This window comes from Olleya sp. NP1-10 (assembly GCF_055804415.1).
Genome location: NZ_CM147840.1, coordinates 1,781,380 through 1,805,737, shown reverse-complemented (window position 1 = coordinate 1,805,737; position 24,358 = coordinate 1,781,380). Strand labels below are relative to the sequence as shown.

25 protein-coding genes, 1 tRNA gene and 1 pseudogene are annotated in these 24,358 nt (G+C 30.7%); 8 read left to right on the top strand and 19 right to left on the bottom strand.

Annotated features, from left to right (window positions below):
* Positions 1 to 3: 3 nt before the first annotated feature.
* The 5 genes from AC0L4B_RS08280 to AC0L4B_RS08260 form a co-directional block, all read right to left on the bottom strand.
* Positions 4 to 573: a hypothetical protein gene (locus AC0L4B_RS08280; protein ID WP_473439348.1), complete on the bottom strand. Its 570-nt coding sequence runs from the start codon at positions 571 to 573 to the stop codon at positions 4 to 6.
* A gap of 1 nt (position 574) precedes the next feature.
* Complete coding sequence (locus AC0L4B_RS08275; protein ID WP_473439347.1) at positions 575 to 1,099, bottom strand: murein hydrolase activator EnvC family protein; 525 nt, start codon at positions 1,097 to 1,099, stop codon at positions 575 to 577.
* A gap of 57 nt (positions 1,100 to 1,156) precedes the next feature.
* The gene (locus AC0L4B_RS08270) at positions 1,157 to 1,303 is read right to left on the bottom strand and encodes a type II secretion system protein GspG (RefSeq protein WP_473439419.1); all 147 of its coding nucleotides are present in this window, start codon (positions 1,301 to 1,303) and stop codon (positions 1,157 to 1,159) included.
* A gap of 200 nt (positions 1,304 to 1,503) precedes the next feature.
* On the bottom strand, positions 1,504 to 2,901 hold the full coding sequence (locus AC0L4B_RS08265) for a M20/M25/M40 family metallo-hydrolase (protein WP_473439346.1): 1,398 nt from the start codon (positions 2,899 to 2,901) through the stop codon (positions 1,504 to 1,506).
* A 104-nt stretch (positions 2,902 to 3,005) separates the two neighbouring features.
* Positions 3,006 to 3,884, bottom strand: coding sequence for a PPK2 family polyphosphate kinase (locus tag AC0L4B_RS08260; protein WP_473439345.1), 879 nt, complete (start codon positions 3,882 to 3,884; stop codon positions 3,006 to 3,008).
* A gap of 284 nt (positions 3,885 to 4,168) precedes the next feature.
* Between AC0L4B_RS08260 and AC0L4B_RS08255 the strand changes: the two genes are divergently transcribed.
* On the top strand, positions 4,169 to 4,864 hold the full coding sequence (locus AC0L4B_RS08255; protein WP_473439344.1) for a hypothetical protein: 696 nt from the start codon (positions 4,169 to 4,171) through the stop codon (positions 4,862 to 4,864).
* Positions 4,865 to 4,917: 53 nt separating this feature from the next.
* Here the strand turns inward: AC0L4B_RS08255 and AC0L4B_RS08250 are convergent, their stop codons facing one another.
* From AC0L4B_RS08250 to AC0L4B_RS08220, 7 genes and pseudogenes are all read right to left on the bottom strand, one after another.
* The gene (locus AC0L4B_RS08250) at positions 4,918 to 6,081 is read right to left on the bottom strand and encodes a sigma-54-dependent transcriptional regulator (protein ID WP_473439343.1); all 1,164 of its coding nucleotides are present in this window, start codon (positions 6,079 to 6,081) and stop codon (positions 4,918 to 4,920) included.
* Positions 6,081 to 6,965 carry a DUF6268 family outer membrane beta-barrel protein gene (locus AC0L4B_RS08245; protein WP_473439342.1) on the bottom strand — a complete coding sequence of 295 codons (885 nt, stop codon included), beginning with the start codon at positions 6,963 to 6,965 and terminating at the stop codon, positions 6,081 to 6,083. Before AC0L4B_RS08245 ends, AC0L4B_RS08250 begins: the two co-directional genes overlap by 1 nt.
* A gap of 11 nt (positions 6,966 to 6,976) precedes the next feature.
* Positions 6,977 to 7,921 (bottom strand): mechanosensitive ion channel family protein, encoded by a 945-nt coding sequence (locus AC0L4B_RS08240; protein WP_473439341.1) that lies wholly within the window; start codon positions 7,919 to 7,921, stop codon positions 6,977 to 6,979.
* Between the two features lie 12 nt (positions 7,922 to 7,933).
* Complete coding sequence (locus AC0L4B_RS08235) at positions 7,934 to 9,247, bottom strand: ABC transporter permease (protein ID WP_473439340.1); 1,314 nt, start codon at positions 9,245 to 9,247, stop codon at positions 7,934 to 7,936.
* Positions 9,248 to 9,252: 5 nt separating this feature from the next.
* Positions 9,253 to 10,176: an ABC transporter ATP-binding protein gene (locus AC0L4B_RS08230; protein ID WP_473439339.1), complete on the bottom strand. Its 924-nt coding sequence runs from the start codon at positions 10,174 to 10,176 to the stop codon at positions 9,253 to 9,255.
* Between the two features lie 507 nt (positions 10,177 to 10,683).
* A pseudogene (dnaJ, locus tag AC0L4B_RS08225) lies at positions 10,684 to 11,806 on the bottom strand (molecular chaperone DnaJ).
* Between the two features lie 8 nt (positions 11,807 to 11,814).
* Positions 11,815 to 12,372 carry a nucleotide exchange factor GrpE gene (locus AC0L4B_RS08220; protein WP_473439338.1) on the bottom strand — a complete coding sequence of 186 codons (558 nt, stop codon included), beginning with the start codon at positions 12,370 to 12,372 and terminating at the stop codon, positions 11,815 to 11,817.
* A 166-nt stretch (positions 12,373 to 12,538) separates the two neighbouring features.
* On the opposite strand from AC0L4B_RS08220, the gene AC0L4B_RS08215 reads away from it, so the two are divergent.
* Together AC0L4B_RS08215 and AC0L4B_RS08210 are read left to right on the top strand one after the other, a co-directional pair.
* Entirely contained in the window at positions 12,539 to 13,189 is a 651-nt protein-coding gene (locus AC0L4B_RS08215) for a YceI family protein (protein WP_473439337.1), read from the top strand.
* 70 nt (positions 13,190 to 13,259) lie between these two features.
* Positions 13,260 to 14,156 carry an RluA family pseudouridine synthase gene (locus tag AC0L4B_RS08210; RefSeq protein WP_473439418.1) on the top strand — a complete coding sequence of 299 codons (897 nt, stop codon included), beginning with the start codon at positions 13,260 to 13,262 and terminating at the stop codon, positions 14,154 to 14,156.
* Positions 14,157 to 14,160: 4 nt separating this feature from the next.
* On the opposite strand, the gene AC0L4B_RS08205 is transcribed toward AC0L4B_RS08210, so the two are convergent.
* Positions 14,161 to 14,778, bottom strand: a complete 618-nt coding sequence (locus AC0L4B_RS08205; RefSeq protein ID WP_473439336.1) for a M15 family metallopeptidase — start codon at positions 14,776 to 14,778, stop codon at positions 14,161 to 14,163.
* An 87-nt stretch (positions 14,779 to 14,865) separates the two neighbouring features.
* Here AC0L4B_RS08205 and AC0L4B_RS08200 point away from each other — a divergent pair, with 87 nt between their 5' ends.
* The 5 genes from AC0L4B_RS08200 (at position 14,866) to AC0L4B_RS08180 (ending at position 19,814) form a co-directional block, all read left to right on the top strand.
* Positions 14,866 to 15,225, top strand: coding sequence for a DoxX family protein (locus AC0L4B_RS08200; protein ID WP_473439335.1), 360 nt, complete (start codon positions 14,866 to 14,868; stop codon positions 15,223 to 15,225).
* 3 nt (positions 15,226 to 15,228) lie between these two features.
* Positions 15,229 to 15,822, top strand: coding sequence for an alpha-ketoglutarate-dependent dioxygenase AlkB family protein (locus AC0L4B_RS08195; RefSeq protein ID WP_473439334.1), 594 nt, complete (start codon positions 15,229 to 15,231; stop codon positions 15,820 to 15,822).
* 387 nt (positions 15,823 to 16,209) lie between these two features.
* The gene (locus tag AC0L4B_RS08190) at positions 16,210 to 17,136 is read left to right on the top strand and encodes an alpha/beta hydrolase (protein ID WP_473439333.1); all 927 of its coding nucleotides are present in this window, start codon (positions 16,210 to 16,212) and stop codon (positions 17,134 to 17,136) included.
* A gap of 621 nt (positions 17,137 to 17,757) precedes the next feature.
* Positions 17,758 to 19,065 (top strand): DUF819 family protein, encoded by a 1,308-nt coding sequence (locus AC0L4B_RS08185; RefSeq protein ID WP_473439332.1) that lies wholly within the window; start codon positions 17,758 to 17,760, stop codon positions 19,063 to 19,065.
* A gap of 50 nt (positions 19,066 to 19,115) precedes the next feature.
* Positions 19,116 to 19,814: a DUF4369 domain-containing protein gene (locus AC0L4B_RS08180; protein ID WP_473439331.1), complete on the top strand. Its 699-nt coding sequence runs from the start codon at positions 19,116 to 19,118 to the stop codon at positions 19,812 to 19,814.
* A gap of 109 nt (positions 19,815 to 19,923) precedes the next feature.
* On the opposite strand, the gene AC0L4B_RS08175 is transcribed toward AC0L4B_RS08180, so the two are convergent.
* The 6 genes from AC0L4B_RS08175 to AC0L4B_RS08150 all read right to left on the bottom strand — a co-directional run bounded on the left by AC0L4B_RS08175 (position 19,924) and on the right by AC0L4B_RS08150 (position 24,344).
* Positions 19,924 to 19,997 (bottom strand) — tRNA-Thr (locus AC0L4B_RS08175).
* Positions 19,998 to 20,055: 58 nt separating this feature from the next.
* Complete coding sequence (locus tag AC0L4B_RS08170; protein WP_473439330.1) at positions 20,056 to 20,325, bottom strand: hypothetical protein; 270 nt, start codon at positions 20,323 to 20,325, stop codon at positions 20,056 to 20,058.
* 95 nt (positions 20,326 to 20,420) lie between these two features.
* The gene (locus AC0L4B_RS08165; RefSeq protein ID WP_473439329.1) at positions 20,421 to 20,831 is read right to left on the bottom strand and encodes a 6-pyruvoyl trahydropterin synthase family protein; all 411 of its coding nucleotides are present in this window, start codon (positions 20,829 to 20,831) and stop codon (positions 20,421 to 20,423) included.
* Positions 20,815 to 21,351, bottom strand: a complete 537-nt coding sequence (gene idi / locus AC0L4B_RS08160) for an isopentenyl-diphosphate Delta-isomerase (protein ID WP_473439328.1) — start codon at positions 21,349 to 21,351, stop codon at positions 20,815 to 20,817. Before idi ends, AC0L4B_RS08165 begins: the two co-directional genes overlap by 17 nt.
* 123 nt (positions 21,352 to 21,474) lie before the next feature.
* Positions 21,475 to 23,388: an OmpA family protein gene (locus AC0L4B_RS08155; RefSeq protein ID WP_473439327.1), complete on the bottom strand. Its 1,914-nt coding sequence runs from the start codon at positions 23,386 to 23,388 to the stop codon at positions 21,475 to 21,477.
* Between the two features lie 20 nt (positions 23,389 to 23,408).
* Positions 23,409 to 24,344, bottom strand: coding sequence for a PorP/SprF family type IX secretion system membrane protein (locus AC0L4B_RS08150; protein WP_473439326.1), 936 nt, complete (start codon positions 24,342 to 24,344; stop codon positions 23,409 to 23,411).
* Positions 24,345 to 24,358 lie beyond the last annotated feature (14 nt).

Sequence of the window (24,358 nt, the reverse complement as noted above, 5' to 3'; positions counted from 1 at the left end):
AATTTAGTCTTTTTTTACTGTTCCTGTAAAATGGTTAAGTTTTGGATTAATTGGATTTCCTGATATGCGTCTAAAAGAAGCTATTTGACCACAGTGCCAAATAGAATCTGATATTGGACCATTAATATTATTCCAAAAAGGAATTGTATTATCACCAAATATGATAACGTATTGAGAAATATCATCACTAGATCTTAAAATATCAGCTGCTTGTTTTAAATTAAGTAAAGTTTGTGTACGTAATTGATTAAAATCAAGAACAGTTTGAGATTTGATATTATCTTGCTTTAAAGTAGAGTTTAAAACTATTTTTGAAAGCTCATAAATATGTTTAATGGTTTCACTTGAAGTTTTAGCATCATCATCTAGTTTAAATTCTAAATCTTGTTGAGTCAATCCATCCGTAGCATGATAAAACCTAAAACCCAACGCATCTATTTGTCTTGCAGCGACAGTGCCTGCAGTAAAGTTTTTTGATGCTTCAGGTAACTCAAAATATGGTAAAATTGTTTTAGTTTGAGATATCATAATTGTGCTTGTTAAATAAATTAGTAGGATTGATAATGTTTTCATTTTATCTATTATTATTGATATACTTTGTTGGATTTAAATACCCTTTTATATCATTGGAGTATCCAGGACCAATTGGCAAATTCACCTGACTTCTTATTTCAAAATGAAGGTGAGCTAAATATGCGCCATCAGCAGTACCTATGGTTGCTATTTTAGTTCCTTTGGCAACATAATCTCCTTGATTTACTAGTATTGTTTGACAATGCGCATATAAAGACTCTACTTTAGTGGCATCAGGATTATGATGTATAATCCTAATAATATTCCCCCAGCCACCTTTTACATCTTCAGCAAAAGAAACATAACCATTTGCTATAGCGTAAATTGGATCACCTAAATCTGTATTACCACCTCCTACTCCGTTCCAATCATCACCCAAATGATAGTTTTCTTGAAATTTTTGCGCATTATAATACCGTTTAGCATCTGGCTTACCTACAGGAAAATCATAACCCTTTGTAAATTTTAAAGTATCTAATTTAATACTATCCTTTACTTCAAGTTCTTCCGTAACATTGACAACCAATTGTTTTTCTTTTTTACATTGAAAAAAATGATTGACATTATAATTATATATAAACGTTTATTTAATATCATCTTTTGTGTTTAAAATACCATCTGGACCTTTTGAAACTAACTTGTAAGTTAAACCATCTTTTGAGGTAGAATAATAAAATAGATTATTCCATTGGTCTTTTGTTAAGTTTTTATGAAATGGGTTATTTCTAATTATAGTTTTTAATTCTTTAGGATATATTGTAAATACTTTTTTCGGCAGTTAATAACTCTTGAATTTTATCTATTCGCTTTTCTGTTAGATCATAATCCTTAATATTTAGTAAGAATATTATGCCATAAATAGGAACTATTAAAATAATGAAAAGGACTAAAACTTTTAACTTCTGATATAAAAACTAAACAACTCACCTACTAGTCCTTAAATTTTTTAACCTGTGGTATATTACTTGTTCCGTATTTATCAAATAAATACACCAAACTTGTCATTGTTGCTGCACCCAATTCTAGTTCGCGTTTATTGACTGCATCAAAAGTATCGTTTGCAGCATGATGATGATCAAAATAACGTTGAGAATCTGGTCTTAAACCAGCCATAACTATATGGTCATTTTTTAGTGGTCCTATATCTGCACCACTATACCCTTTTTCAAAATAATGAATTAAATACGGTTTAAATAGGGACTCCCAACTTAATACTTTATTTAATGCTGCCTCACTACAATCAAAACTAAAGCCACGAGGTGAAAATCCTCCTGAATCACTTTCAAGCGCAAAGACATGATTCTCGTTTTTACGTTTAGCCTCTTCTGCGTATTTTTTCCCACCACGCAAACCATTTTCTTCATTCATAAACAGAACCACTCTTATGGTGCGTTTTGGCATGATACCACTTTCTTTTAATAATCTTATAACATCCATAGACTGCACTACTCCTGCTCCATCGTCATGAGATCCATCTCCTAAATCCCAAGAATCTAAATGCCCACCAACAACCATATATTCATCCGGAAATTGACTTCCTGTAATTTCTCCAATTACATTGTAAGACAGTACATCTTCAAATTGTTGACAGCTTTGTTTAAAGTAGAATTTTAGATTAGCATCCTTTTTTAAGGCTTCTGATAATTTATTAGCATCATTTGTACTTATTGCTGCTGATGGAACACGTTGGTTGTTTGGCAAATCCATGTAACCCATACTTCCTGTGTGTGGCAAATCGTCTTGTCTTAAATTTAGAGAACGTACTATTACGCCAACAGCTCCAAGTTTACCTGCTTCGTAAGCTCCAGCATAACGTTGTTTAGAGCATCCACCATAAGCTTCAAAGGTGTGTATTAATTCTGGATTCATGGCGCCATTAAAAAATACTATTTTACCTTTTACTTTAGTACCTAGTGTTGCTAACTCTTCAAAACTTTTGACTTCTATTACTGTTGCTTCTAACCCTTGTTTTGATGTTGCCACAGAACCACCTAGTGCGCAAATATTAACATCAAAGGTGTTATTTTGGGTTGTAAAATGCGCGACTTCTTTGGCTCCACGTTCCCATTTTGGAACCATAACCTCTTGTAACCAGACTTTGTCTAATCCTAATTTTTCTAGTTCTTGTTTTGTGTATTGTACAGCTTTTTCTGCATTTGTAGATCCTGATAATCGTCCTCCTATTTGATTTGATAAATGGTCTAACCATTGGTAGGCTTTACCATTGGTTAAGGATTGACTATAAATGGTTTTTACGACTTCTTGATCTGTTTGTGCTGTTGCGTTTATTGATAGTAATAGTGTTAGAATAATTGCTAGATGTTTCATGATAGTTGCGTTAGCGATTGAAATGGCATCCTTTTTTTGCTGCCATATATGGCAAAAAAAGATATAATGGAAAGCGCGACCCTTGTGGTAACGCCAAAAATAGTTTACTCGTTATTTAACTGCTCTTTGTACAAATGTAGATTGGCTTTGGTTTTATCGTCTAATTCTGGCTCTTGTATGTCTGTGTATTGTTTTAATGTGTCATACAAAATTTGAGCTACTGCTAGTCGTGCTGTAGGTTTGTCGTCTGCTGGAATATTATACCATGGTGCATTTTTGGTACTTGTCTTGTTTATTGCATCTTGATAACAGTCCATGTACTGATCCCATAATTTGCGTTCTTTTAAGTCTCCTGCAGAAAATTTCCAGTTTTTTTCTTTTTTATCTAATCGTCGTAACAATCTTTTACGTTGTTCTTCTTTTGATAAATTCATAAAAAATTTAAACACTAAAGTACCATTGTCTGTTAAGTGCTTTTCAAAATTATTAATTTGCTCAAATCGTTGGTCCCAAAAGGCTTCATCAACATCTTTAACATTGTTTACATTGGGTAAGTTCTCGCTTAAAATATATTCTGGATGTACGCGTGTTACTAAAACATTTTCATAGTGTGTACGATTATGCACTCCAAATTTACCTCTTGCTGGTAATTGTATATAATGTCTCCAAAGGTAGTCGTGTTTTAACTCTAAATCTGTTGGTACTTTAAAACTCATAACCTCAACACCTCTTGCATTAAAATCTTTAAAAACCTCACGTATTAAACTATCCTTACCTGACGTATCCATACCTTGTAAACAGACTAAAACCGAGTATTTACCATGTGCATACATGGTGTCTTGAAGTTTTCCTAATTGTCGTCTTACTTTACGTAAAGCGTCTTCGGTTTGGTCTTTATCTGCTTTAATATCTACATGGCTTGGTAAGTCACTTAATTTAATTTTTTTTGTGATTTTATGGTCGCTAATTTTTATGTCTTTCATGCTAATAATTTATTTACTAAATATAATGCAATTATTGATACTTGTTGATTAATCACTTTTTAGAATATCTTTATAGTAATCGAAAATAATTATTAAAAACACAGAATCCATTGTTTAAAACTATATTTTAACAAATTTTATCAGTTTAAATACAAAAAAAGTCGTTTAATTGCGGAAATTTATTATTTTAGCATTTCCCAATAAAAAACCCTACTTATGAAAAAAATTACTTTACTATTCTATTGTGCATCATTGCGTTACAATTAACGCATGCAAAAAATTATGTGACTGGAGACGTACACACCAACCTTGGTATTGTTAGTAAAAACCTTACTGCTGGTATTGAGTCTTATAACTTAGCTGGATTGCAATATCATGCTGATTTATGTAAAAAAGCTATTGAAAACGTTAAAACTAGCCTTCAAGATTCTGATTGTACTAAAGCTTTAGATTTATCTAGAAGTATTAGTACCTATATGGACACTGCTTTGTTAGCTGATGATTTAGCTTCTGGACGTACTTATTTACAAATGGCTGAAAAGTTGATTTTAGATATTTTTTACGAATATGATGTTTGCACAAGCTCTGAAACTACAGCAACTACAGCTGTTGCAACCGATAATAGTGGTAGTGCTTTATCACAGCTAGAGCAACAACAAGCCCAATTAAAGCAACAACAAGCTGCGTTGGAACAACAGGCTAATGCTTTAAAACAACAGTTAGCAGACCAAAAGGCTAAAAAAGCACAATTAGAAAAAGAGCAATTTATTATTAAGCAAAACCAAGCTATTGCTAATAATGTATCTAGTTACAATAACTTGCTTCAAAGTTGTAATTGTAACACTACAGTTAATGACAATACTGGAAGTACTATGGATGCCACAACAGCAACTATACCTGAAATTAAAACTTATTATTTAGAGAAAGCTGTTAAAATCACACAACAGTATCTTGAAAAATTAAAGACTTGTAAACAATAAGCAAATAAAAAAAGCCTCAATGTTAATTGAGGCTTTTTTATTTATATTAATGGCTATTTACTAGCAAATAGTTTTACATCTTTTTCACTAACTTCTGGTCCTCCTAAAATAATTAGTCTTTCAATAACATTACGCAACTCTCTAATATTACCAGTCCAATCGTAATCTTGTAGTAATTTTATAGCTTTAGCCGAAAATGATTTGTGAGCTGTCCCTTGCTCTTCGGCAATTTTTTTAGAAAAATGATTGATTAACAACGGAATATCTTCGCGTCTATCATTTAAAGCTGGAACTTTAACTAATATTACTGCTAGTCTGTGATATAAATCCTCACGGAAATTACCATCTGCAATTTCTTTTTTAAGGTTTTTATTAGTTGCTGCAACGACACGCACATTAACTTTTATGTCTTTATCACTACCTACACGTTGTATGCGACTTTCTTGTAAGGCACGCAAAACTTTAGCTTGAGCTGATAAACTCATGTCTCCAATTTCATCTAAAAAAATGGTTCCGCCATTAGCTGCTTCAAATTTACCTGCTCTGTCTTTTGCTGCACTTGTAAAGGCACCTTTAACATGACCAAACAATTCACTTTCAATTAACTCACTTGGTATTGCTGCACAGTTAACCTCAATCATTGGTGCTTTTGCGCGTGTACTTTTTTCGTGTAACCAATGTGCTACTAACTCTTTACCTGTTCCGTTTGGTCCAGTAATTAATACTCTAGCATCAGTTGGTGCTACTTTATCAATCATGTCTTTGATTTGAGAAATAGCATCACTACCTCCAATCATTTCGTACTTTTTGCTGACCTTCTTTTTAAGAATTTTGTTTTCTACAACTAATTCTTTTCTATCTAAAGCATTACGAACAGTGTTTAATAAACGGTTTAAATCTGGTGGTTTTGAGATATAATCAAATGCACCTAAACGCATTGTATTTACTGCTGTATCTAAATCTCCATGACCAGAAATCATAACCATTGGTATTTCTGGTTTTATTTTTTTAGCTGCTTCCAACACCTCAACACCATCCATTTTAGGCATTTTAATATCGCAAAGTATAAGGTCGTAATCTTCTTTTTTAATTTTTCCAATACCAACTAATCCATCTTCAGCTTCTTCAACTTGATAGGTATCATTTTCTTCAGAAAGAATTTTCACTAAAACCCTTCTTATGGCTGCTTCGTCCTCTATTACTAATATTTTTGGCATTATATTTTAAATTTTATTCCTGTTCTTAAATAAAATGCATTTACATTATCTAACTTAAATACATCTTCTCTATTTTCATCTCTTAACCTATTACTCATACTTATTGTATGACCAACATACGAATACCATACCAAATTATCTGTAAAATTATATTCATAACCTAAACCTGCTAATATTACAGATAAAGAAACACTGTCTGCTTGTTTACCATCTATAGTAAAAACCTCTTGTGTATTAGCAAAATAACCATCAATACCTACAAATGTTTGTACGATATTTTTTTCGTTAAAAAAATACTTAATATTAGTTTTTGGTACTCCTAAATTATAAGACCAATTCTCATTTACACGTCTAAAATAACTAACAAAAGGTAACGGTAATGGTATACCTGTTGTACTATTGTACGTTAATCCAAGAATTAATCTGTAAGGTTTTTTAATGTTAGCGTCTTTAGTTTTATCGTTAATAGCATAAACTCCTCCATTTAAAAATATATCGTCTCCAGTTATTTTATGTCTTAAAGTAGATGCTATTCTAGGTGTAACTTTTGCTCCTAATCTCCAATTTTCATTTAACTTAAAAGTATACCCAACATTAAAATCTAGGATATGTAAACGTCTTAAATTAGAGGTTGGAAAAGGATAACTATCTTCTAAATCTAAGGTCAATCGACTATACTCTGCACCAACAATTAAATAACAGTCTTCACTGGTTTTAATTGGGTAGTTTAAAAGCGCTCTAATCCTGTCAAAACTATCTTCAGAGTTACTTTTAGGCACATAGGAATACTCTAATCTAGCTAAATCTGTTAATTGAGCTTTGGCAACATTTACACCACAAAGCAGCATTAACGTTAATAAAATAGTCCCTAAATATAATCTCATATAGTGTTTTGTTATTTAATTTTTAATTCTTGATTTTGATCATGAATAATATGTATGTCTCTTTGAGGGAAAGGAATAGATATATTATTTTCTCTAAATAGTTTATCTATAGCAAATCTAATTTCACTTTTAGGTATTCTGGCATTAAAACTATCCGCAATAGTAAATGCGACTTTAAAATTTAAAGCACTGTCTCCAAACTCTGTAAATAAAACTGCAGGAGCTGGTTGTTCAAACACCATCTTACTTGATTTTGCTGCTTGTAATAATAATGACTTAACCAAATCTACATCACTTCCATAAGCCACACCAACATCTACACTTTCTCTGGTAGTTGATCCGTTTTGAGTCCAATTATATAAACTATTAGTTAAGTATAAATGGTTAGGTATGATTAGTACTTTATTATCTATTGTTACAGCTCTTGTAGTACGTAGTTTAATTTCTTCTACACGACCAACTTTACCGTCAATTTCCATGATATCTCCTACATGTACAGATTGATCTATTAAAATAAATACACCAGAAATAATATCCTGAAATAATGTTTGTAATGCTAAACCAACACCAATTAATAATGCTGCCGAAGCTGCAAAAATTGCTGTTACATCAATACCTAACGAGTCTATTGACACCAAAAAAACAATACCATAAATTATCCATCTTGCAAATGAAAAAACAGTAACAAACTTTGCTTTATCATCTTCAGGTAATTTTCTAGTTATTATTTTTCTAAACCAACGTAAAACATAGGTCGTTAATAATAACACTAATATGATTAATAGTACATATTTAATTTTTATAACACTAGTGATGTTACCTTGAGTATCTGTAAAAGAGTAAATTTTAAAATTTAAAAATTCGACAAACTTTTCCCAAATAGAGCTTTCGACAATTGCGTCGCTAACCTTATTTACTTCTTCCTCAATTTTAGTAGACACTTTGTTATCCTGCATTTTTAAGGTATTTTAATACTTAATCCACTTGATTAACTCCTTATAAGTTGGCTTTTTGCCATACATTAAGATCCCAACTCTATATATTTTTGCTGCAAACCAAACGGTTAACAAAAAGGTACCTATTAATAATAATAACGACACAATTTGTTGCCAAACAGGTACTCCAAACGGAATTCTCATTAACATTACAACTGGTGAAGTAAACGGAATAAATGAAAATATAGTACTTACAGTCCCATGAGGATCCTCTATAACCGTAAACATACCAACATAAACTGCTAATATTAATGGCATTAAAATTGGCAACATAAATTGTTGTGTATCTGTTTCATTATCTACTGCTGCGCCAATTGCTGCATAAAGTGAACTGTATAACAAATAACCACTTATAAAAAACAGTAAAAATGCTATTACTAAATTAGCCAATGGTAAATTATAAAAAGCAGTAAACAGACTTTGTACTTTCATACTAGCATCAGGATTTTCCATAGCTTGACGTACTAACTCTTGTTGTGGTGTTTGCGCTTGCGCGAAATCAATGCCAAATATAGCAGATACTACAGTTAATAGTACACCTCCTAGAATTATCCAAATTACAAATTGCGTAATTCCCGCAAGTGAAGTCCCTATAATTTTACCTAACATTAATTGTACAGGTTTAACAGAAGAAATAATAACCTCAATAATTCGGCTTGTTTTTTCTTCAATAACGCTTCTCATAATCATGTTACCATATATAATGATAAACATAAATAGCAAATAACCAGCTGCTCCACCAAATGCTAACTTAACAACACTATCGATTTTTGAAGACTTAACACCTGAAAAATTTTCTTGAGAAATATCTATTTTGATTTTTGAAGCATTGATCGTTTCAATATCAATACCTTTTTGAGCCATATTTTGATTCGTCAGCTCCTTTTCAATTTTATCTTCTAACGAAGAAATTACTGATAGTGATGGTGAATCTTCAGAATAAAACTGAACACTACCATCAACTAGATCAAAATTTTCGATTTTGTTAATATGAAGTAAGCCATAGTCCCCTTGTTCTTCAACAATAGTTTTAGCGTTTTCTAGTGTTAATCCTGTTAAAATATTATACGTTGTTTTTTCTGTACTTTTAAACGCATTAGTAACAAAACCAGACTCATCTAAAACTGAAATGGTACGTTGTTTATTGTTATTCATTTGCGATAAATAAACTACCACAGTTATAAGTGCAATCATTATTAATGGACTAAGAATAGTCATTATTAAAAACGATTTATTTCTAACTTTAGTTAAATATTCGCGTTGTATGATTAGTGAAAGATGGTTCATAATAATTAGTTATTCTTTACAGTTTGAATAAAAATATCGTTAGCACTTGGAATAACTTCAACAAAATGAGAAATTTGTCCTTGATTGGTTAAATAGCTAAGTAAGTCGTTTGCAGATTCATCTTTGGACAATTTAATGTTCAATTTTAAATCATCACCTAAGGTTTTAAATTCGGCTGGAGTCACACTAAATTTAGACGTTAACTCTTGTTCTAAAGTACTATTATTAGGCTTAATACCAATTTGGAATGTGTTGGTTTTGTACTGACGTTTAACATCCATTAAATTTCCGTCTAAAACCTTATTAGATTTGTGGATTAATGCAATATGATCACATAATTCTTCAACAGATTCCATGCGATGTGTCGAAAAAATAACCGTTGCACCTTCATCACGTAATCTTAAAATTTCGTCTTTTATTAAATTAGCATTAATTGGATCAAAACCAGAAAAGGGCTCGTCAAAAATCAATAGTTTAGGTTCGTGTAAAACCGTTACTACAAATTGTATTTTTTGAGCCATACCTTTAGATAGCTCTTGTATTTTTTTATTCCACCAATCTCCAATTTCAAGACGCTCAAACCACATTTTTAAACGTTTTTTGGCTTCGGATTTTTGCATTCCTTTTAATTGTGCTAAGTATAGTGCTTGCTCACCAACCTTCATAGATTTGTATAAACCTCTCTCTTCTGGCAAATATCCTATATCTCTAATATGATGATTTTTAAGCGCTTCTCCATCTAACAATACATGACCATCATCTGGCATTGTTATTTGATTTATGACTCTGATTAGGGTTGTTTTTCCTGCTCCATTTGGTCCTAAAAGACCAAAAATACTGCCTTTAGGTACAGTAATAGACACATCATTTAATGCAGTAAAGTCTCCAAATTTTTTGGATACATTATGCACCTCTAAAAGATTGCTCATAGGTTTTATTAGTTGATTATTGCGACTACTAGTAGCACGCTTTGTAAATATAGAAAATGTTAAAAGAGTAACATTAAAGATTTACTAATTTTTAACTACTTGATTGCTTTTAATTTTAAGTTATAAATTTCTTAACTAAATAATTACAACTGATAATTAAGTCGTTAAATACATTTGAAACTTTAAGAGTCATGCTTTTTTAGTTGAAGAGTATGACGAAGTAGCCCTTATATTACAGTTTTAATTCAATCTAAACTTAATTAGATTTCTATGACATTAGAACAGAAAGTCTCATAAAAAACAAAACCCACCCTTTAAAAAATAAAGGATGGGAAAAAATTGCTATGAAAAAGAAAAATTACCACTAGCTAAGCTAGTGATAAGTCAAATATAGCATAATTTATTAAACTAAGATGTTAAATGATTTAAATTAATAGACTAAACACAAAAAAATCCGTTATTACTAACGGATTTTATATGTATTAAATGTCTAGTTATTTAAAAAAATTACGAGAACATGTCTTTAACTTTTTCAAAAAATGATTTATCACTTCTTTCTGGTTTAGGAGAAAAATGCTCGTCTTCTCTCATACTTTCAAAAAACTCTTTTTGTTTTTTATTTAAAGTTTTTGGAGTCCAAACGTTAACATGAACTAGCAAATCACCTTTACCATAACCATTTATACTTGGTATTCCTTTTCCGCGTAAGCGCAAAATCTTACCTGATTGCATACCTGCTTCTATTTTGATACGTACTTTACCAGTTACAGTATCAATTTCTTTAGAAGTCCCTAAGATAGCATCAGGTAAACTTACATATAAATCATAGTGTAAATTATCTCCTTCACGTTGAAGTGACTCGTGAGATTCTTCTTCAATCGCTACCAGTAAATCTCCCGAAATCCCGTTTCCTGGAGCTTCGTTACCTTTACCTGACACTTTAAGTTGCATACCATCTACAACACCTGCAGGAATATTTACAGGAATGGTTTCTTCTTTTGCAACCATACCTTGCGCATCTGCATCACTAGGTTTTTTATCTATAATTTGTCCTGCTCCACCACATGTATTACAAGGTGACGCTGTCTGCATACGTCCTAAAATGGTATTAGTTACTCTGGTAACTTGACCAGAACCATTACATGTTGTACATGTTTTATAGGTTGTACCAGAAGCTTGAACTTTACGTTTAACTTTTATCTTTTTCTACACCATTGGCAATTTCTTCAAGAGTAAGTTTTAAACGTACACGTAGGTTGCTACCTTTAACGCGACGTTGTCCGCCTCCTCCACCGAAGCCTCCTCCAAAACCAGAGAAACCTCCACCACCAAAGATATCACCAAATTGGCTAAAGATGTCGTCCATATTCATTCCGCCACCACTGTAGCCACCTCCTCCTCCACCTTCAAATGCTTGGTGTCCGAATTGGTCGTAACGTGCTTTTTTATTCTCGTCACTTAATATTTCATAAGCTTCAGCTGCTTCTTTAAATTTAGACTCAGCGTCTTTATCATCTGGATTTTTATCTGGATGAAATTCGATTGCTTTTTTACGGTATGCCTTTTTGATCTCAGCTTGAGTAGCCGACTTATTTATACCTAATATTTCGTAAAAATCTCTTTTAGCCATACTATATTTTATTGTCCGATAACTACTTTAGGAAAACGTATAACAGTTTCGCCTAGTTTGTATCCTTTTTCTATTACGTCTACAATTTTACCTTTTAAATCATCAGTTGGTGCTGCAATTTGTGTGATTGCTTCATGATGATCTGCATTAAAGACATCTCCAGCATTCACTTCAATTTTAGCTAAGCCTTTTTGTTGTAAAACTTGAACCAGTTTATTGTAAATTAATAAGACACCTTTACGTAATTCTTCTGCTTCTTTGTCATCTTCAATATGTAACAAAGCACGTTCAAAATCATCTAAAACTGGTAATAATGACACCATGACATCTTTACTTGCGGTTTGAAATAACTCTATACGCTCTTTAGAGGTACGTTTTTTGTAATTTTCAAATTCTGCAAAAAGACGTAAAAACTTATCTTTTTCTTGTTGTAAATCTGCTTTTAACTGTTCTTCAACGGTTAATTTTTCAACAACTTCTTCTTGTTCAGTTGTTACTTCGGTTTGATTAGAAGTAGCTTTAACTTCCTCTTCTATATTTGTTTCTTTTTTACTTTTCTTGCTCATTGTTGTACTTATTTTGAAATACATATACTCATAGTCAAAAGTACTGCCATTACTATTAATAATGTCAAAATGTCACAGTTTTTATTAACATTTATTTAATTAGTTTCCATGGAAGATTATTTATATATTTGCATTGTAAAATACTAAAAACCTTAAAAATTATATCATGAAAAAAATTGTATTAAATCTATTTGCTGTTGCTTTAATAGGAACAACTATTGTAGCTTGTAAAAGCGATGTTAAAGATGCTAAAACAGGTGAAGCAGAAACTGTTGTAGAAAATGTTGAAGCTACTAAATACAAAGCAGATGCAGATCAATCTATGATTATCTGGAAAGCTAATAAAATTGTTGGTGGACATGAAGGAACTATTAATGTATCTAATGGTGTTGCTGAATTAGAAGGAGATAAATTAGTAGGTGGAAGTTTTATTTTTGATATTAATACTATTAAATGTACTGATATTCCTGAAACAGAAGAAGCTAATGCTAACCTAATTGGTCACTTAAAGAGTGTTGACTTTTTTGATGTAGAAAAATTTAGTACTGCTACTTTTGAAATTACTAAAATTGAAGGAAATAACATTAGCGGTAACTTAACAATGAAAGGCATTAAAAAGAATGTTACTTTTCCTGCTGCAGTTAGCGTAAATGGTGATGACGTAACTATTTCTAGTGATACATTTACAATTGACAGAACATTATGGAATATTATGTACAACGCTGCTACTAGTGATGATGTAGCTGCTTCATTAGGAGACAAATTAATTAAAAATGATGTAGAAATTAAAATATTGATTAAAGCTAAAAAAGCTTAATACTTTTTTAATTTATAACTCTATATAGCCACAACATATGTTGTGGCTTTTTTTATTTGATTAGATTTGAATTTTAACACCTATAAATAACACCAATATCAAAACAACACAAACACATATTGTTCCTTCTTTAAATCAAACCATTAGACTTCAAGAGTATGGTGTTGGAATTTTTGATACAATAGCTACAAAATCGGCTTTAAAAAAAGTATTAAAAAAACAATTTATAACTGTAAATGGAAGTATTGCAACTACTGCTACCTTTATCAAAGGAGGAGAAACAATAGTTTTAAGTCTACCAGAAAACAATACTATAAACAACAAACTTAAATTAAAATTAGACGTCTTATTTGAAGATAATTACCTAGCTGTAATACATAAACCTGCAGGCATATTAGTTAGCGGAAACACTTTTAAAACGATAGCTAATGCTTTATCACAAAACTTAAAACCTAGTACACTTGATGATGCCACACAACCACAACCTGTACACAGACTGGATTATGCTACAACAGGTATTTTATTAATAGGAAAAACTAGCAGTAGTATTCGTGCTTTAAATACTTTATTTAAAACTAGAGCTATTATCAAATCTTATTACGCTATTACTATTGGTAACATGTTAAATAATGGAAGCATCACAACAAATATTGATAACAAAACATCACACTCTGATTATCAAGTGTGCCAAACGGTAATATCTAAACGTTTTGAAGCATTAAATTTAGTAAAACTTAATCCTAAAACTGGAAGAAGACATCAATTAAGAAAACACTTATTAAGTATAGGACACCCAATACTTGGTGATCAAACGTATGGTTTTGAGTCATTAATTTTAAAAGGGAAAGGGTTGTATTTACACGCATATTCTTTAGCGTTTACACATCCTTTTACAAATACACCTTTAGTATTAACATCTAAGTTACCAAAACGGTTTACAAAGATTTTTCCAGATTACAATCACTAAACTACTACTCTACTGGAAAATCAAAATATTGATTTCTAAAAGGTTCTCCTCTTAAAGTAAAATGCCACCATTCTTGCGAGTAATTTCTAAAACCGTTAGTGGTCATTACTTTTTGTAACAAATCACGATTAGATTGTTGTTGTGTTGTTAAATTAGGATTTTTAACCCAAGATGCTGGGCCAAAAAAATCAAAAGGTGATCCCATATCTAAAGGCTGACCTGTTTCTAAATTTATAATGGTTAAATCCACTGTACTACCACTACTATGTCTTGATTTTGAAGCTATATACCCTTTTTTAAATAAGTTTTGTTTTTTAACATTTGGGTAATACTCTTGTTTTTTTAATGTATCATTAATTTGCTTTGCCCAACGTACAAAATGATTTACAGCACGTTGTGGTCTGTAAGCATCATAAATTTTAAGACCTAAGCCTTGCTTTTTTAAGGTATCTTGTATTTTTTTTAAAGCTTGAGCTGCCTGATTTGTCATAATTACAATTTCTTTGTTATAACCATCAATTTGCTGACCCACAAAATTATCATCTTGACAATATTTTAATTGTACTGCTAAATCTTCAATTACATCTTGTGCATACACAAAACCTTTTGGTAATTGTGCCAAACAAATGGTAGAAAAAAAGTTATTAAAAGTGTTATACTAAGCTTCATATTGTATAAATTATAGGCTAAATTTATAAAAAAACTTACTATGGACTATCCTTGGCATCTTTATATAATGAGTGTAATGTACATCTTTGCAGGAACTATGCATTTTGTTAAACCAAAATTATATTTGCGTATTATGCCTAAATATTTACCTAATCATAAATTACTGGTATATTTAAGTGGTTTTGCCGAAATCCTTTTGGGTATAACCATTTGTATTCCAATATTAAAAGACATTAGTGTTTATGCTATTATAATAATGTTAGCTTTATTTTTAATGGTTCATTTTTATATGTTGTCTGGTAAAAAAGCTTCAGCTGGAATTGCGACTTGGATTTTAATATTACGTATTCCGTTACAATTTGGATTAATGTATTGGGCATATTGGTATTTAAAATTTTAGTGTATGTTATTTTCTGAAGCATTTAGACTTAATTTACCAGATTCGGATATTACATACTATCCTAATTTTTTAAATCCCGAAGAAGCTGATTATTATTTTAAAATTTTGAAAAACGAAATCCCTTGGCAACAGGATGATATCACAGTTTTTGGTAAAACATATGCGCAGCCAAGGTTAACTGCTTTGTTTGCAGATAATAAAAAGCCTTACAGTTATTCTAATATTACGATGCAGCCTCATGGCTTTTCTTCCGCTTTAAGCGAAATAAAAAACAAATTAGAATCTATTGAAAACACAACATTTACAACCTGCTTAGCCAACTTATATCGAGATGGACAGGACAGTAACGGTTGGCATGCTGATAATGAGAAAGAATTGGGCGAAAACCCAATAATAGCTTCGGTTAGCTTAGGTCAAGAAAGACCTTTTAGTCTAAAGCATAAAGTACATAAACATTTAAAACATAAAATAGAATTACAATCGGGAAGCTTATTAATAATGAAAGGAAGCACTCAACAACATTGGTTACATCAAATTGCTAAGACTAAAAAAATTATCAAACCAAGAATTAATTTAACATACAGAATTATAAACTAATTTTGACTATTAAAAACATAAAAGCCAAGGTCCCTCAACCTTGGCTTCTTGCTATTTAGCATTTTTTACTTTACGCAGATTTATGTTTGAAAAATCTACTTAATTATGCAAATAATAATTAATTAATCCATTGAACTAAAAAGTATGTAGTTTTTAGTACAATACAAACATAAAACTTATCACAAATAAAAACGTTCAAAAACATCAATTATCGACAAAATACATGAAATTTTAACATTTAATGACAAAACACATTATATTATCGATTAAAAACGAAGTAAAAGAAGAGTAAAATCAATCTTTTATGAACAGAAAATTAAGCTTAAATTTGAATCAACAAATACAATTAGGTCTAAAAATTATTGTTATAATTAAAAACCCTACAACATGAAATCATACCTATTACTGTTTTTCACATTAGCCTCTACATTAGTTGTGGCACAAGACTCACAATATACTAGTAAAGATATTGCAATTAATAACTACATTAATGGTACACTTTTAACTCCTAAAACTCCACAAAAACCAAACTTAGCTATAATTATTGGTGGATCAGGTCCGACAGATAAAGATGGTAATCAAAACTTTTTAAAAACTAATAATCTTAAAAAACTAGCCATTAGTTTAAGTAATAATCAGATTGCAACATTTAGGTATGACAAACGTATAGTTAAGCAAATACGAGAAAGAAGTGTAGATAATACTATTGTTTTTGATGATTTTGTAACAGATGCCACATCAGTCATAGATTACTTTATTAAAACAAATACGTTTAATAAAATATTTGTGATTGGTCATGACCAAGGTAGCTTAGTTGGTATGTTAGCCTCAAAAGATAAAGCCAGTGGATTTATATCTTTAGCAGGTTCTGGTAAAAGTATTGATAGCGTTATAACAGAAGAAGTTGCAAAAACTGCGCCTCAGTTTAGTCAGGATACACAACGTATTTTTGAAATTTTAAAAACAGGAAAAACAACAACTGATTATCCTGTAGCTTTATCTTCTATTTTTAATATCGAAACCCAACGTTTTATAATGAATTGGATGCAGTACAATCCTACTGCAATACTAAGCACTTTAGATATTCCGTCATTAATACTACATGGTAGTAAAGACTTACAAGTTAGTGAAGCTGAAGCTGAAAGTCTTAAAAACGCAAGTAACAAAGCCCAATTAAAGATTATTGAAAACATGAACCATGTATTGGTAACCATTGAAGGTGGTAATTTGGAAAACTCAAAATCGTATAATGAATCTCATCGTCCATTAGCAAGTGGCTTAATTGATGCTATTACCAATTTTATTAAAGAATAAATACTTAACAATATATTTGAAATAGAAAAAGCATCCTTAAACAAGGATGCTTTTTCATACTAACCAACCAAAAATATGATAATTATTACTCGTTTCTATTATAGGTAACCACACCTATTTTGAAAGTCTTAGTAAATAATAACTATAATACAATTGTCGTGCCATTTTTTAAACCCTAACACCATTGATTGTTAAATGTTTACTAATGTTATAAAACAGAAAAAGCATCATTAAAAATGATGCTTTTTCATACTAACCAACCAAATGTAATCACTACTCGTTTCTGTTTAGGTAACCACACCTGTGTAAGAAAGTCATCATAAATAACTACAAACTTAATACTACAATTGTCGTGCCAATTATAATTTACTAACACCTTGTCTTGTTAAAGATTTATTAATATTATAAAACAGAAAAAGCATCATAAAAATGATGCTTTTTCATACTAACCAACCAAATGTAATTGTTTACTCGTTTTTCTTTAGGTAACCACACCTAGTATTAAAAAGTCATCATAAATAATTACATTTATTACTAAACAAATCCTATGCCAAACTTTAATTTTAAACCTTTTAATAACCGTTTTATTTGATTATTTTGCGTTGACTATAAACTAACATTATGACTGAACCATTGTTTACTAACGACACTGTCGTTTTTGGAGTACTGATGCTTGCATTAGGCTTTATATTTTATACAGAATCTTTAAAGGGAGGTTTCTGGGAAAAATTTTACAAAATTGTCCCTGGATTATTCATGGCTTATATGCTTCCTGCTATATTAACAACTATTGGATTAATTGCTCCAGAATGGGAAACCACTTCAAATACAGGAGAGGTTATAAAACATAAAACCAATTTATATTTTGTTGCCAGTCGTTACTTATTACCAGCTGCGTTAGTACTAATGACCTTAAGCATAGACCTTAAGGCTGTTTTCAACTTAGGTTGGAAAGCTTTAATTATGTTTTTTACTGGTACTTTAGGTATTGTAATTGGTGGTCCGATTGCAATATTATTAATCTCTGCAATTTCACCAGAAACAGTTGGAGGTATTGGACCAGATGCTGTATGGAGAGGTTTATCTACTTTAGCTGGAAGTTGGATTGGTGGAGGTGCCAATCAAACCGCAATGCTGGAAATTTACGGATATAATCAAGCAGAATATGGTAAAATGGTATTTGTAGATATTGTAGTTGCTAATGTTTGGATGGCTATTTTATTAATAGGAATAGGAAAAAGAGCTAAAATCAATAAATGGTTAAAAGCTGACACATCGTCTATTGAAGCTTTAAAGGAAAAAGTGTCATCTTATACAGAGAGTATCAAACGTAATCCAACAGTAACAGATTTAATGTTACTTGCAGCAATTGCTTTTGGATCTGTAAGTATTGCACATTTTTGTGCAGATAATTTAGCACCTTTCTTTGGCGAAGTTGTTTCAGGTATACAGTCACAAACATTAAAAAACACATTTACATTTTTAGATAGTACTTTTTTCTGGATGATAAGCATTGCAACCATTATTGCAATTATTTTATCCTTTACAAAAGCTAAAAACTTTGAAGGCGCAGGAGCCAGTAAATTTGGAAGTGTTTTTATATACATATTAGTTGCAACAATAGGAATGAAAATAGACATTACCTCTATTTTTGATAACGTAGGTTTAATAGCTATAGGATTGGTTTGGATGACCATTCACGCCTTATTATTAATAGGTGTAGCCAAATTAATTAAAGCTCCTTATTTCTTTTTAGCTGTAGGTAGTCAAGCTAATGTTGGTGGTGCAGCATCTGCACCAATAGTAGCATCAGCTTTTCACCCTTCTTTAGCAACCGTAGGTGTTTTATTAGCTGTTTTTGGTTATGCAGTAGGAACATTAGCAGCTATTGGTTGTACTATTTTAATGCAATTAGCTTCTGGAGGTTAGTATTTTTGTTTTTTTAATTGATATTTGCTCACTTTAAAACCAAATTTTAGATGAAAAAGATTATTGCATTATTACTATTAGCTTCAATTTTTTCCTGTGGAAACGATAGCGACAAACTTACCGTTAAAGGAAACATTAAAGGATTAAAAAAAGGAACTGTATATTTAAAGAAAGTTAGTGATACTATATTAGTAACCGTAGATTCGATTAGCGTTAATGGAGATTCAGAATTTACATTACAATCTGATATTTCTGAACCAGAAATGTTTTACTTGTATTTAAATAAGAATACAAAAGTAGATGACAGAATTTCGTTTTTTGCAGATAAAGGTCTAACTGAAATTAATTCTACATTAAAAAACTTTGCTTATGATGCAAAAATCAAAGGATCTAAACAACATGAAACTTTAGAAGAGTATCTGACTATGATTGGTAAATTTACCGATAGAAACTTAGATTTAACTAAAGAGTTATTTGAAGCTGCAAGAGATAATGATACAATAAAGCAAGACAAAATTCAATTAGCAATAAATAGTTTTGTAAAACGAAAGTATTTATACACTGCTAATTTTGCAGTAACACACAACGATAGTGAAGTTGCACCATATTTAGCTTTATCAGAAATATATGATGCAAACGTGAAGTATTTAGATACTATAAATAAAGTATTAACACCTAAGATTAAAGCTTCTAAATACGGAAAGCAACTAGACAAATACATCGCAGATATCAAAAAATCTGAACAATAAGATTATTTAAAAAATAAATCAAATTAAAAAAGCCATTTAAGAAATTAAATGGCTTTTTTGTTGACTATTAGGCATAAAAAAAGCTTCTCAAATTGAGAAGCTTTTTAAGAGCCGATGGAGGGACTCGAACCCACGACCTGCTGATTACAAATCAGCTGCTCTAGCCAGCTGAGCTACATCGGCAAAAGAGTTTGCAAATATAGAGTTATCTATGATATCTGCAAACTTTTTTAAAAAAATTTTATCCTAATTTATTAATTCTTTCAATTAACGCTCTACCTTTAGTTTCAAGGTCTGATTTGATGGCATTAAAGTGTGCTTTTTTATTCTCAACACTTTTATCATTAGTCTTAGCGATTAATTCGTCAAACGTATTAATTGCATAATCAATGATAGCTTCGCTATCTTTTGTATCTTTATCAGTGTTAGAAAATTCCCAAACGTATACTGCCTCAATAATATCTCCTAAAACATAATTAATGTCTTTTTTTAGGTCTCTTTTATTTGCCATAATATTAATTTTTATTTAGCTGCAAATTTACATATAAAGTTCCGAATTAAAACTATTTAAATGCATTTTAAAGCCTTCTTTTATAATTTACATAATTATTCTCCTGAATACTTTACAAAGTTTCTAGGTGTCTCATAAAGTGTTATTTCTAGATCTAAATCAGATTTAAGTTTTGCTTTAACTTTATTATAAATAACTACAACTATATTTTCTGCTGTAGGATTTAAATCTTTAAACTCAGGCACATCTAGATTGAGGTTTTTATGATCAAAAGCGTCCTCTACTTCTGACTTTATGATCTCTTTTAAGATTTTAACATCAATAACATAACCTGTTTCTGGGTCTATTGTACCTGTTACACTAGCAATTAACTCGTAATTATGTCCATGAAAATTAGCATTGTTACACTTACCAAATATCTGGTCATTTTTTTCATTGGTCCAATCTTTACGATATAGCCTATGTGCTGCATTAAAATGTGCTTTTCTACTAACTGTTACTTTCATTGCTAATATTTATAAATTGGTAAAACTTATCAAATATAATTTTAAACCAAGCTGTATACAACTCAGGTTGATTAATTATGTCTTGTCTAACGTCTTCTAAAGGCATCCATTTCCAACTTTCAACTTCATCTTTATTAATCACTGGTTCTTCCTGATAGTATCCAACCATAATATGATCTAATTCATGCTCGGTTAAACCATTATCAAAAGGTGCTTTATAAATGAAGGAGGTTTTTTCAACTAATGTTGTTGTAAATCCCATTTCTTCTTGTAAACGTCTTGTTCCAGCTTGTAAATTAGTTTCACCATCTCTTTGATGACTACAACAAGTATTGGTCCAAAGTCCAGGTGAATGGTATTTACTTAAAGCTCTTTGTTGTAACATTAATTCGTTTTTATCATTAAAAACAAAAACTGAAAATGCTCTATGAAGTAAGGCTTTTTCATGTGCTTCCATTTTTGGCATTAAGCCAATTTGCTCGTCAAACTGATTTACTAATATTACTTGTTCTTCTTTCATTAATTACGTTATGATAAACAAAGTTAATACTTAGAATTTTGTCTTTTTTATTTTTGAGTAATTTTAATAAAAAAAGCACCTTAAAAGGTGCTTTTTTTATTATTAAATTAAACGATTTTACGCTTAGTTATTTATGATAATAAAATTACTTCGTCTGTTTAAATCGTGTTCTTCTTCAGTACATTTAACATCATTACTACATCTATTAACCAACATCGTTTCTCCGTAGCCTTTTCCTTCCAATCTATCTGCTGCAATACCTCCTTTTTGGATAATGTATTGTTTTGTAGACACATTTCTTCGGTTAGACAAAGCCCAGTTATAATCATCTGATGCTCTTGAATCTGTGTGTGATTGTACATCAATTCTAACAGAAGGGTATTTAGTCATATAATCAATAACTTTCTTTAATTCAATTTCAGCATCTGGTCTAATATTAGATTTATCAAAATCAAAATAAATTGGGTTTAAGTTTAAGACTTCAACTAAATCCATACCTACTTCAGCTGGTTGTTGAGTTGCTGGTGTCAAATTAAGTTTTAAAACTATATCTTCTTTTTTTCTAGGTTTTACTACAAATGTTTGTTCTGATTGTATGTATCCATCTTTTGATGTAATGATGCTATATTTTTGTTTATTACAAGGTCCTTCATAACTAAAAGCTCCATTTTGATCAGAGGTCAAATTTTGTACTTCTACACCTTTTTCATTAATTACAACTACACTTGCATAAGGTATAATAACGTTAGTTAATTTATTAACTGTAGTTCCATAAACAAATTGAGTACAGAATGTTCTGGTAAATTTATAAATGTCATCATCTCCTTTACCATTGTACCTATTAGATGTTAGGTAACCTTCATTTGAAAATTCGTCTATAATAAACTCAAAATCATCTCTAGAACTGTTAATTGGCTTACCTAAATTAGTAACTGTATGATCAGGATCGTTTAACTTAATCATAAACACATCTAAACCTCCTAAACCTTGATGCCCATCTGAAGAGAAGTAAAGAGTTCCCTTGTTACTCATATATGGAAAATTCTCTCTTCCTTCTGTATTTACAGCGCTTCCTAAATTAACAGGCTCTCCATAGGCACCATCTTCTAAAATATCTACATAGTAAATATCAGATTTACCATGAGTTCCTGGCATATCACTAGCAAAATATAACTTAGTTTCATCCAAACTTAAAGCTGGATGTGCTACATTATATTCATTATTATTAAAAGGCATGCTTATAATATTTGTCCATGAACCATTAACCAATTCTGCTTTAAAAATTTTAAGCCCATTTACTTTTTCATCACTTTTTCTAACCTTACCTTTAAAGTAATTATTTCTAGTAAAATATATTGTTTTACCATCTTTGGTAAATGATGTTGATGATTCATGGAATTTTGTATTTATACTATTAGAGAAATCTTTAACAGTTGTAGAGTCATCACTCTTAAAATATAAATCTAAGAATGGTTGTTCGTTCCATTTGTATAATTTACCATCACCTCTTGATGAAGCAAAAACAATTCCATCTTTAAAAAATGAGGTTCCAAAGTCCGAAAAACTTGAGTTAAAGTCTAAATTTTCTAATTCAAAATCCGCTGACATCGCTTCAATTACTTCTAGATAATTCGGCGATTTTAAAAATAAAACAGCTCTAGAATCATCAGGTTTTAATGTAGCAAATTCCCTCATTTTAGCGTTAGCCCCTTCATAATCACCAATAGCTTTTAAGCTCATGGCATATCTGTAATAGTATTCGTACTCAATCACTGCATTAAGCATAAACAGTTCTCCATACCATTTTGCAGCATCTTCCATTTTAGAATTAAAATAGTAAGAATTGGCTAACTTTTTATAGACTTCTGGTGTTTTATTACCTTTTTCTACAAGCTTTAATAAAGCCTTTGTTGTTTTTACATAAGAAAGTTTATCGTACTGTTTTTCTGTATTACTAGAAATACCATCATCTTGTGCAAATGAGAATGTAAACGAAAGCACAAGTATTAAAGTAGAAAGTATATATGTGTTTTTCATAATTTATATAATGAATATATTTAAAAGAATCTTGGTGATAAAATTTTAGTTAGATTTCTTGGTTCAAATCTTAAAAAGACTTCAAATGAACCTGAATTAAACTGAGTTTGACCAAGGTCTGTTGTTTCTCTATCATAACCAAAACCTAGCATTACACTTTCTGATACTTGGTAACCTAATAAACCACTTAATGCTGCATCCCAACGGTAAGCTAAACCAAAAGTGAATTTTTCTTGATATAAAGCATTTAAAGTTACATCTGCTTGAAGAGGTGCACCAGTTACAGCTTTAACTAGAAATGCTGGTTTTAATTTAAGATCTCTATTAACATCAAAAACGTAACCTCCCATTAAATAAGCATTCATTCTTTCAGTAGCCTCAGACAATGAAGATTCATCAAAGTGTGTTGTTTCTAATAAATTAGGAACAGAAAGCCCTACATACCATTTATCTGCATTTCGATAGTATATACCAGCTCCTATATTGGGTGAAAACTTATTTTCAATATCTGTATTTAATAAAACGTCTCCACTATTATATTGACTTAATTCAGAATATCTGATATCTAGTAAATGACCTCCAGCTTTCAACCCTAAAGACAATCTACCTTGATCCGACGTATTAATAGTATACGAGAAATCAATATCAACATATGTTTCTTGAGTTGGACCAATACGATCATTAACAATTGACAAACCTAATCCGACCTTACCATCCTCTCCTCCTAATGGAGAATGAATATTAAAAGTAGCTGTGTCTGGAGCTCCATCTAAACCTACCCATTGAGTACGGTATAATAGTAAAGCACTTAACCCATCCCTTGCTCCTGCGTAAGCAGGATTTACACTCATAGTATTATACATATACTGAGTATATTGAGCATCTTGTTGAGCAGAAACTTCAACAAAGCTTATAGTACTAATAAGAACTATTAAAATTAAAATTCTATTTTTCATTATAAAAAGGTATA

What these genes read in the sequence shown, in the direction of transcription:
- AC0L4B_RS08220 (WP_473439338.1), bottom strand. Translation starts at nt 12,372, where the DNA reads ATGAGCAAGAAAAGTAAAAAAGAAACAAATATAGAAGAGGAAGTTAAA.
- AC0L4B_RS08165 (WP_473439329.1), bottom strand. Translation starts at nt 20,831, where the DNA reads ATGAAAGTAACAGTTAGTAGAAAAGCACATTTTAATGCAGCACATAGG.
- AC0L4B_RS08180 (WP_473439331.1), top strand. Translation starts at nt 19,116, where the DNA reads ATGAAAAAGATTATTGCATTATTACTATTAGCTTCAATTTTTTCCTGT.
- AC0L4B_RS08250 (WP_473439343.1), bottom strand. Translation starts at nt 6,081, where the DNA reads ATGCCAAAAATATTAGTAATAGAGGACGAAGCAGCCATAAGAAGGGTT.
- AC0L4B_RS08280 (WP_473439348.1), bottom strand. Translation starts at nt 573, where the DNA reads ATGAAAACATTATCAATCCTACTAATTTATTTAACAAGCACAATTATG.
- AC0L4B_RS08170 (WP_473439330.1), bottom strand. Translation starts at nt 20,325, where the DNA reads ATGGCAAATAAAAGAGACCTAAAAAAAGACATTAATTATGTTTTAGGA.
- AC0L4B_RS08265 (WP_473439346.1), bottom strand. Translation starts at nt 2,901, where the DNA reads ATGAAACATCTAGCAATTATTCTAACACTATTACTATCAATAAACGCA.
- AC0L4B_RS08190 (WP_473439333.1), top strand. Translation starts at nt 16,210, where the DNA reads ATGAAATCATACCTATTACTGTTTTTCACATTAGCCTCTACATTAGTT.
- AC0L4B_RS08230 (WP_473439339.1), bottom strand. Translation starts at nt 10,176, where the DNA reads ATGAGCAATCTTTTAGAGGTGCATAATGTATCCAAAAAATTTGGAGAC.
- AC0L4B_RS08245 (WP_473439342.1), bottom strand. Translation starts at nt 6,965, where the DNA reads ATGAGATTATATTTAGGGACTATTTTATTAACGTTAATGCTGCTTTGT.
- AC0L4B_RS08260 (WP_473439345.1), bottom strand. Translation starts at nt 3,884, where the DNA reads ATGAAAGACATAAAAATTAGCGACCATAAAATCACAAAAAAAATTAAA.
- AC0L4B_RS08185 (WP_473439332.1), top strand. Translation starts at nt 17,758, where the DNA reads ATGACTGAACCATTGTTTACTAACGACACTGTCGTTTTTGGAGTACTG.
- AC0L4B_RS08195 (WP_473439334.1), top strand. Translation starts at nt 15,229, where the DNA reads ATGTTATTTTCTGAAGCATTTAGACTTAATTTACCAGATTCGGATATT.
- AC0L4B_RS08215 (WP_473439337.1), top strand. Translation starts at nt 12,539, where the DNA reads ATGAAAAAAATTGTATTAAATCTATTTGCTGTTGCTTTAATAGGAACA.
- AC0L4B_RS08155 (WP_473439327.1), bottom strand. Translation starts at nt 23,388, where the DNA reads ATGAAAAACACATATATACTTTCTACTTTAATACTTGTGCTTTCGTTT.
- AC0L4B_RS08235 (WP_473439340.1), bottom strand. Translation starts at nt 9,247, where the DNA reads ATGAACCATCTTTCACTAATCATACAACGCGAATATTTAACTAAAGTT.
- idi (WP_473439328.1), bottom strand. Translation starts at nt 21,351, where the DNA reads ATGAAAGAAGAACAAGTAATATTAGTAAATCAGTTTGACGAGCAAATT.
- AC0L4B_RS08240 (WP_473439341.1), bottom strand. Translation starts at nt 7,921, where the DNA reads ATGCAGGATAACAAAGTGTCTACTAAAATTGAGGAAGAAGTAAATAAG.
- AC0L4B_RS08150 (WP_473439326.1), bottom strand. Translation starts at nt 24,344, where the DNA reads ATGAAAAATAGAATTTTAATTTTAATAGTTCTTATTAGTACTATAAGC.
- AC0L4B_RS08200 (WP_473439335.1), top strand. Translation starts at nt 14,866, where the DNA reads ATGGACTATCCTTGGCATCTTTATATAATGAGTGTAATGTACATCTTT.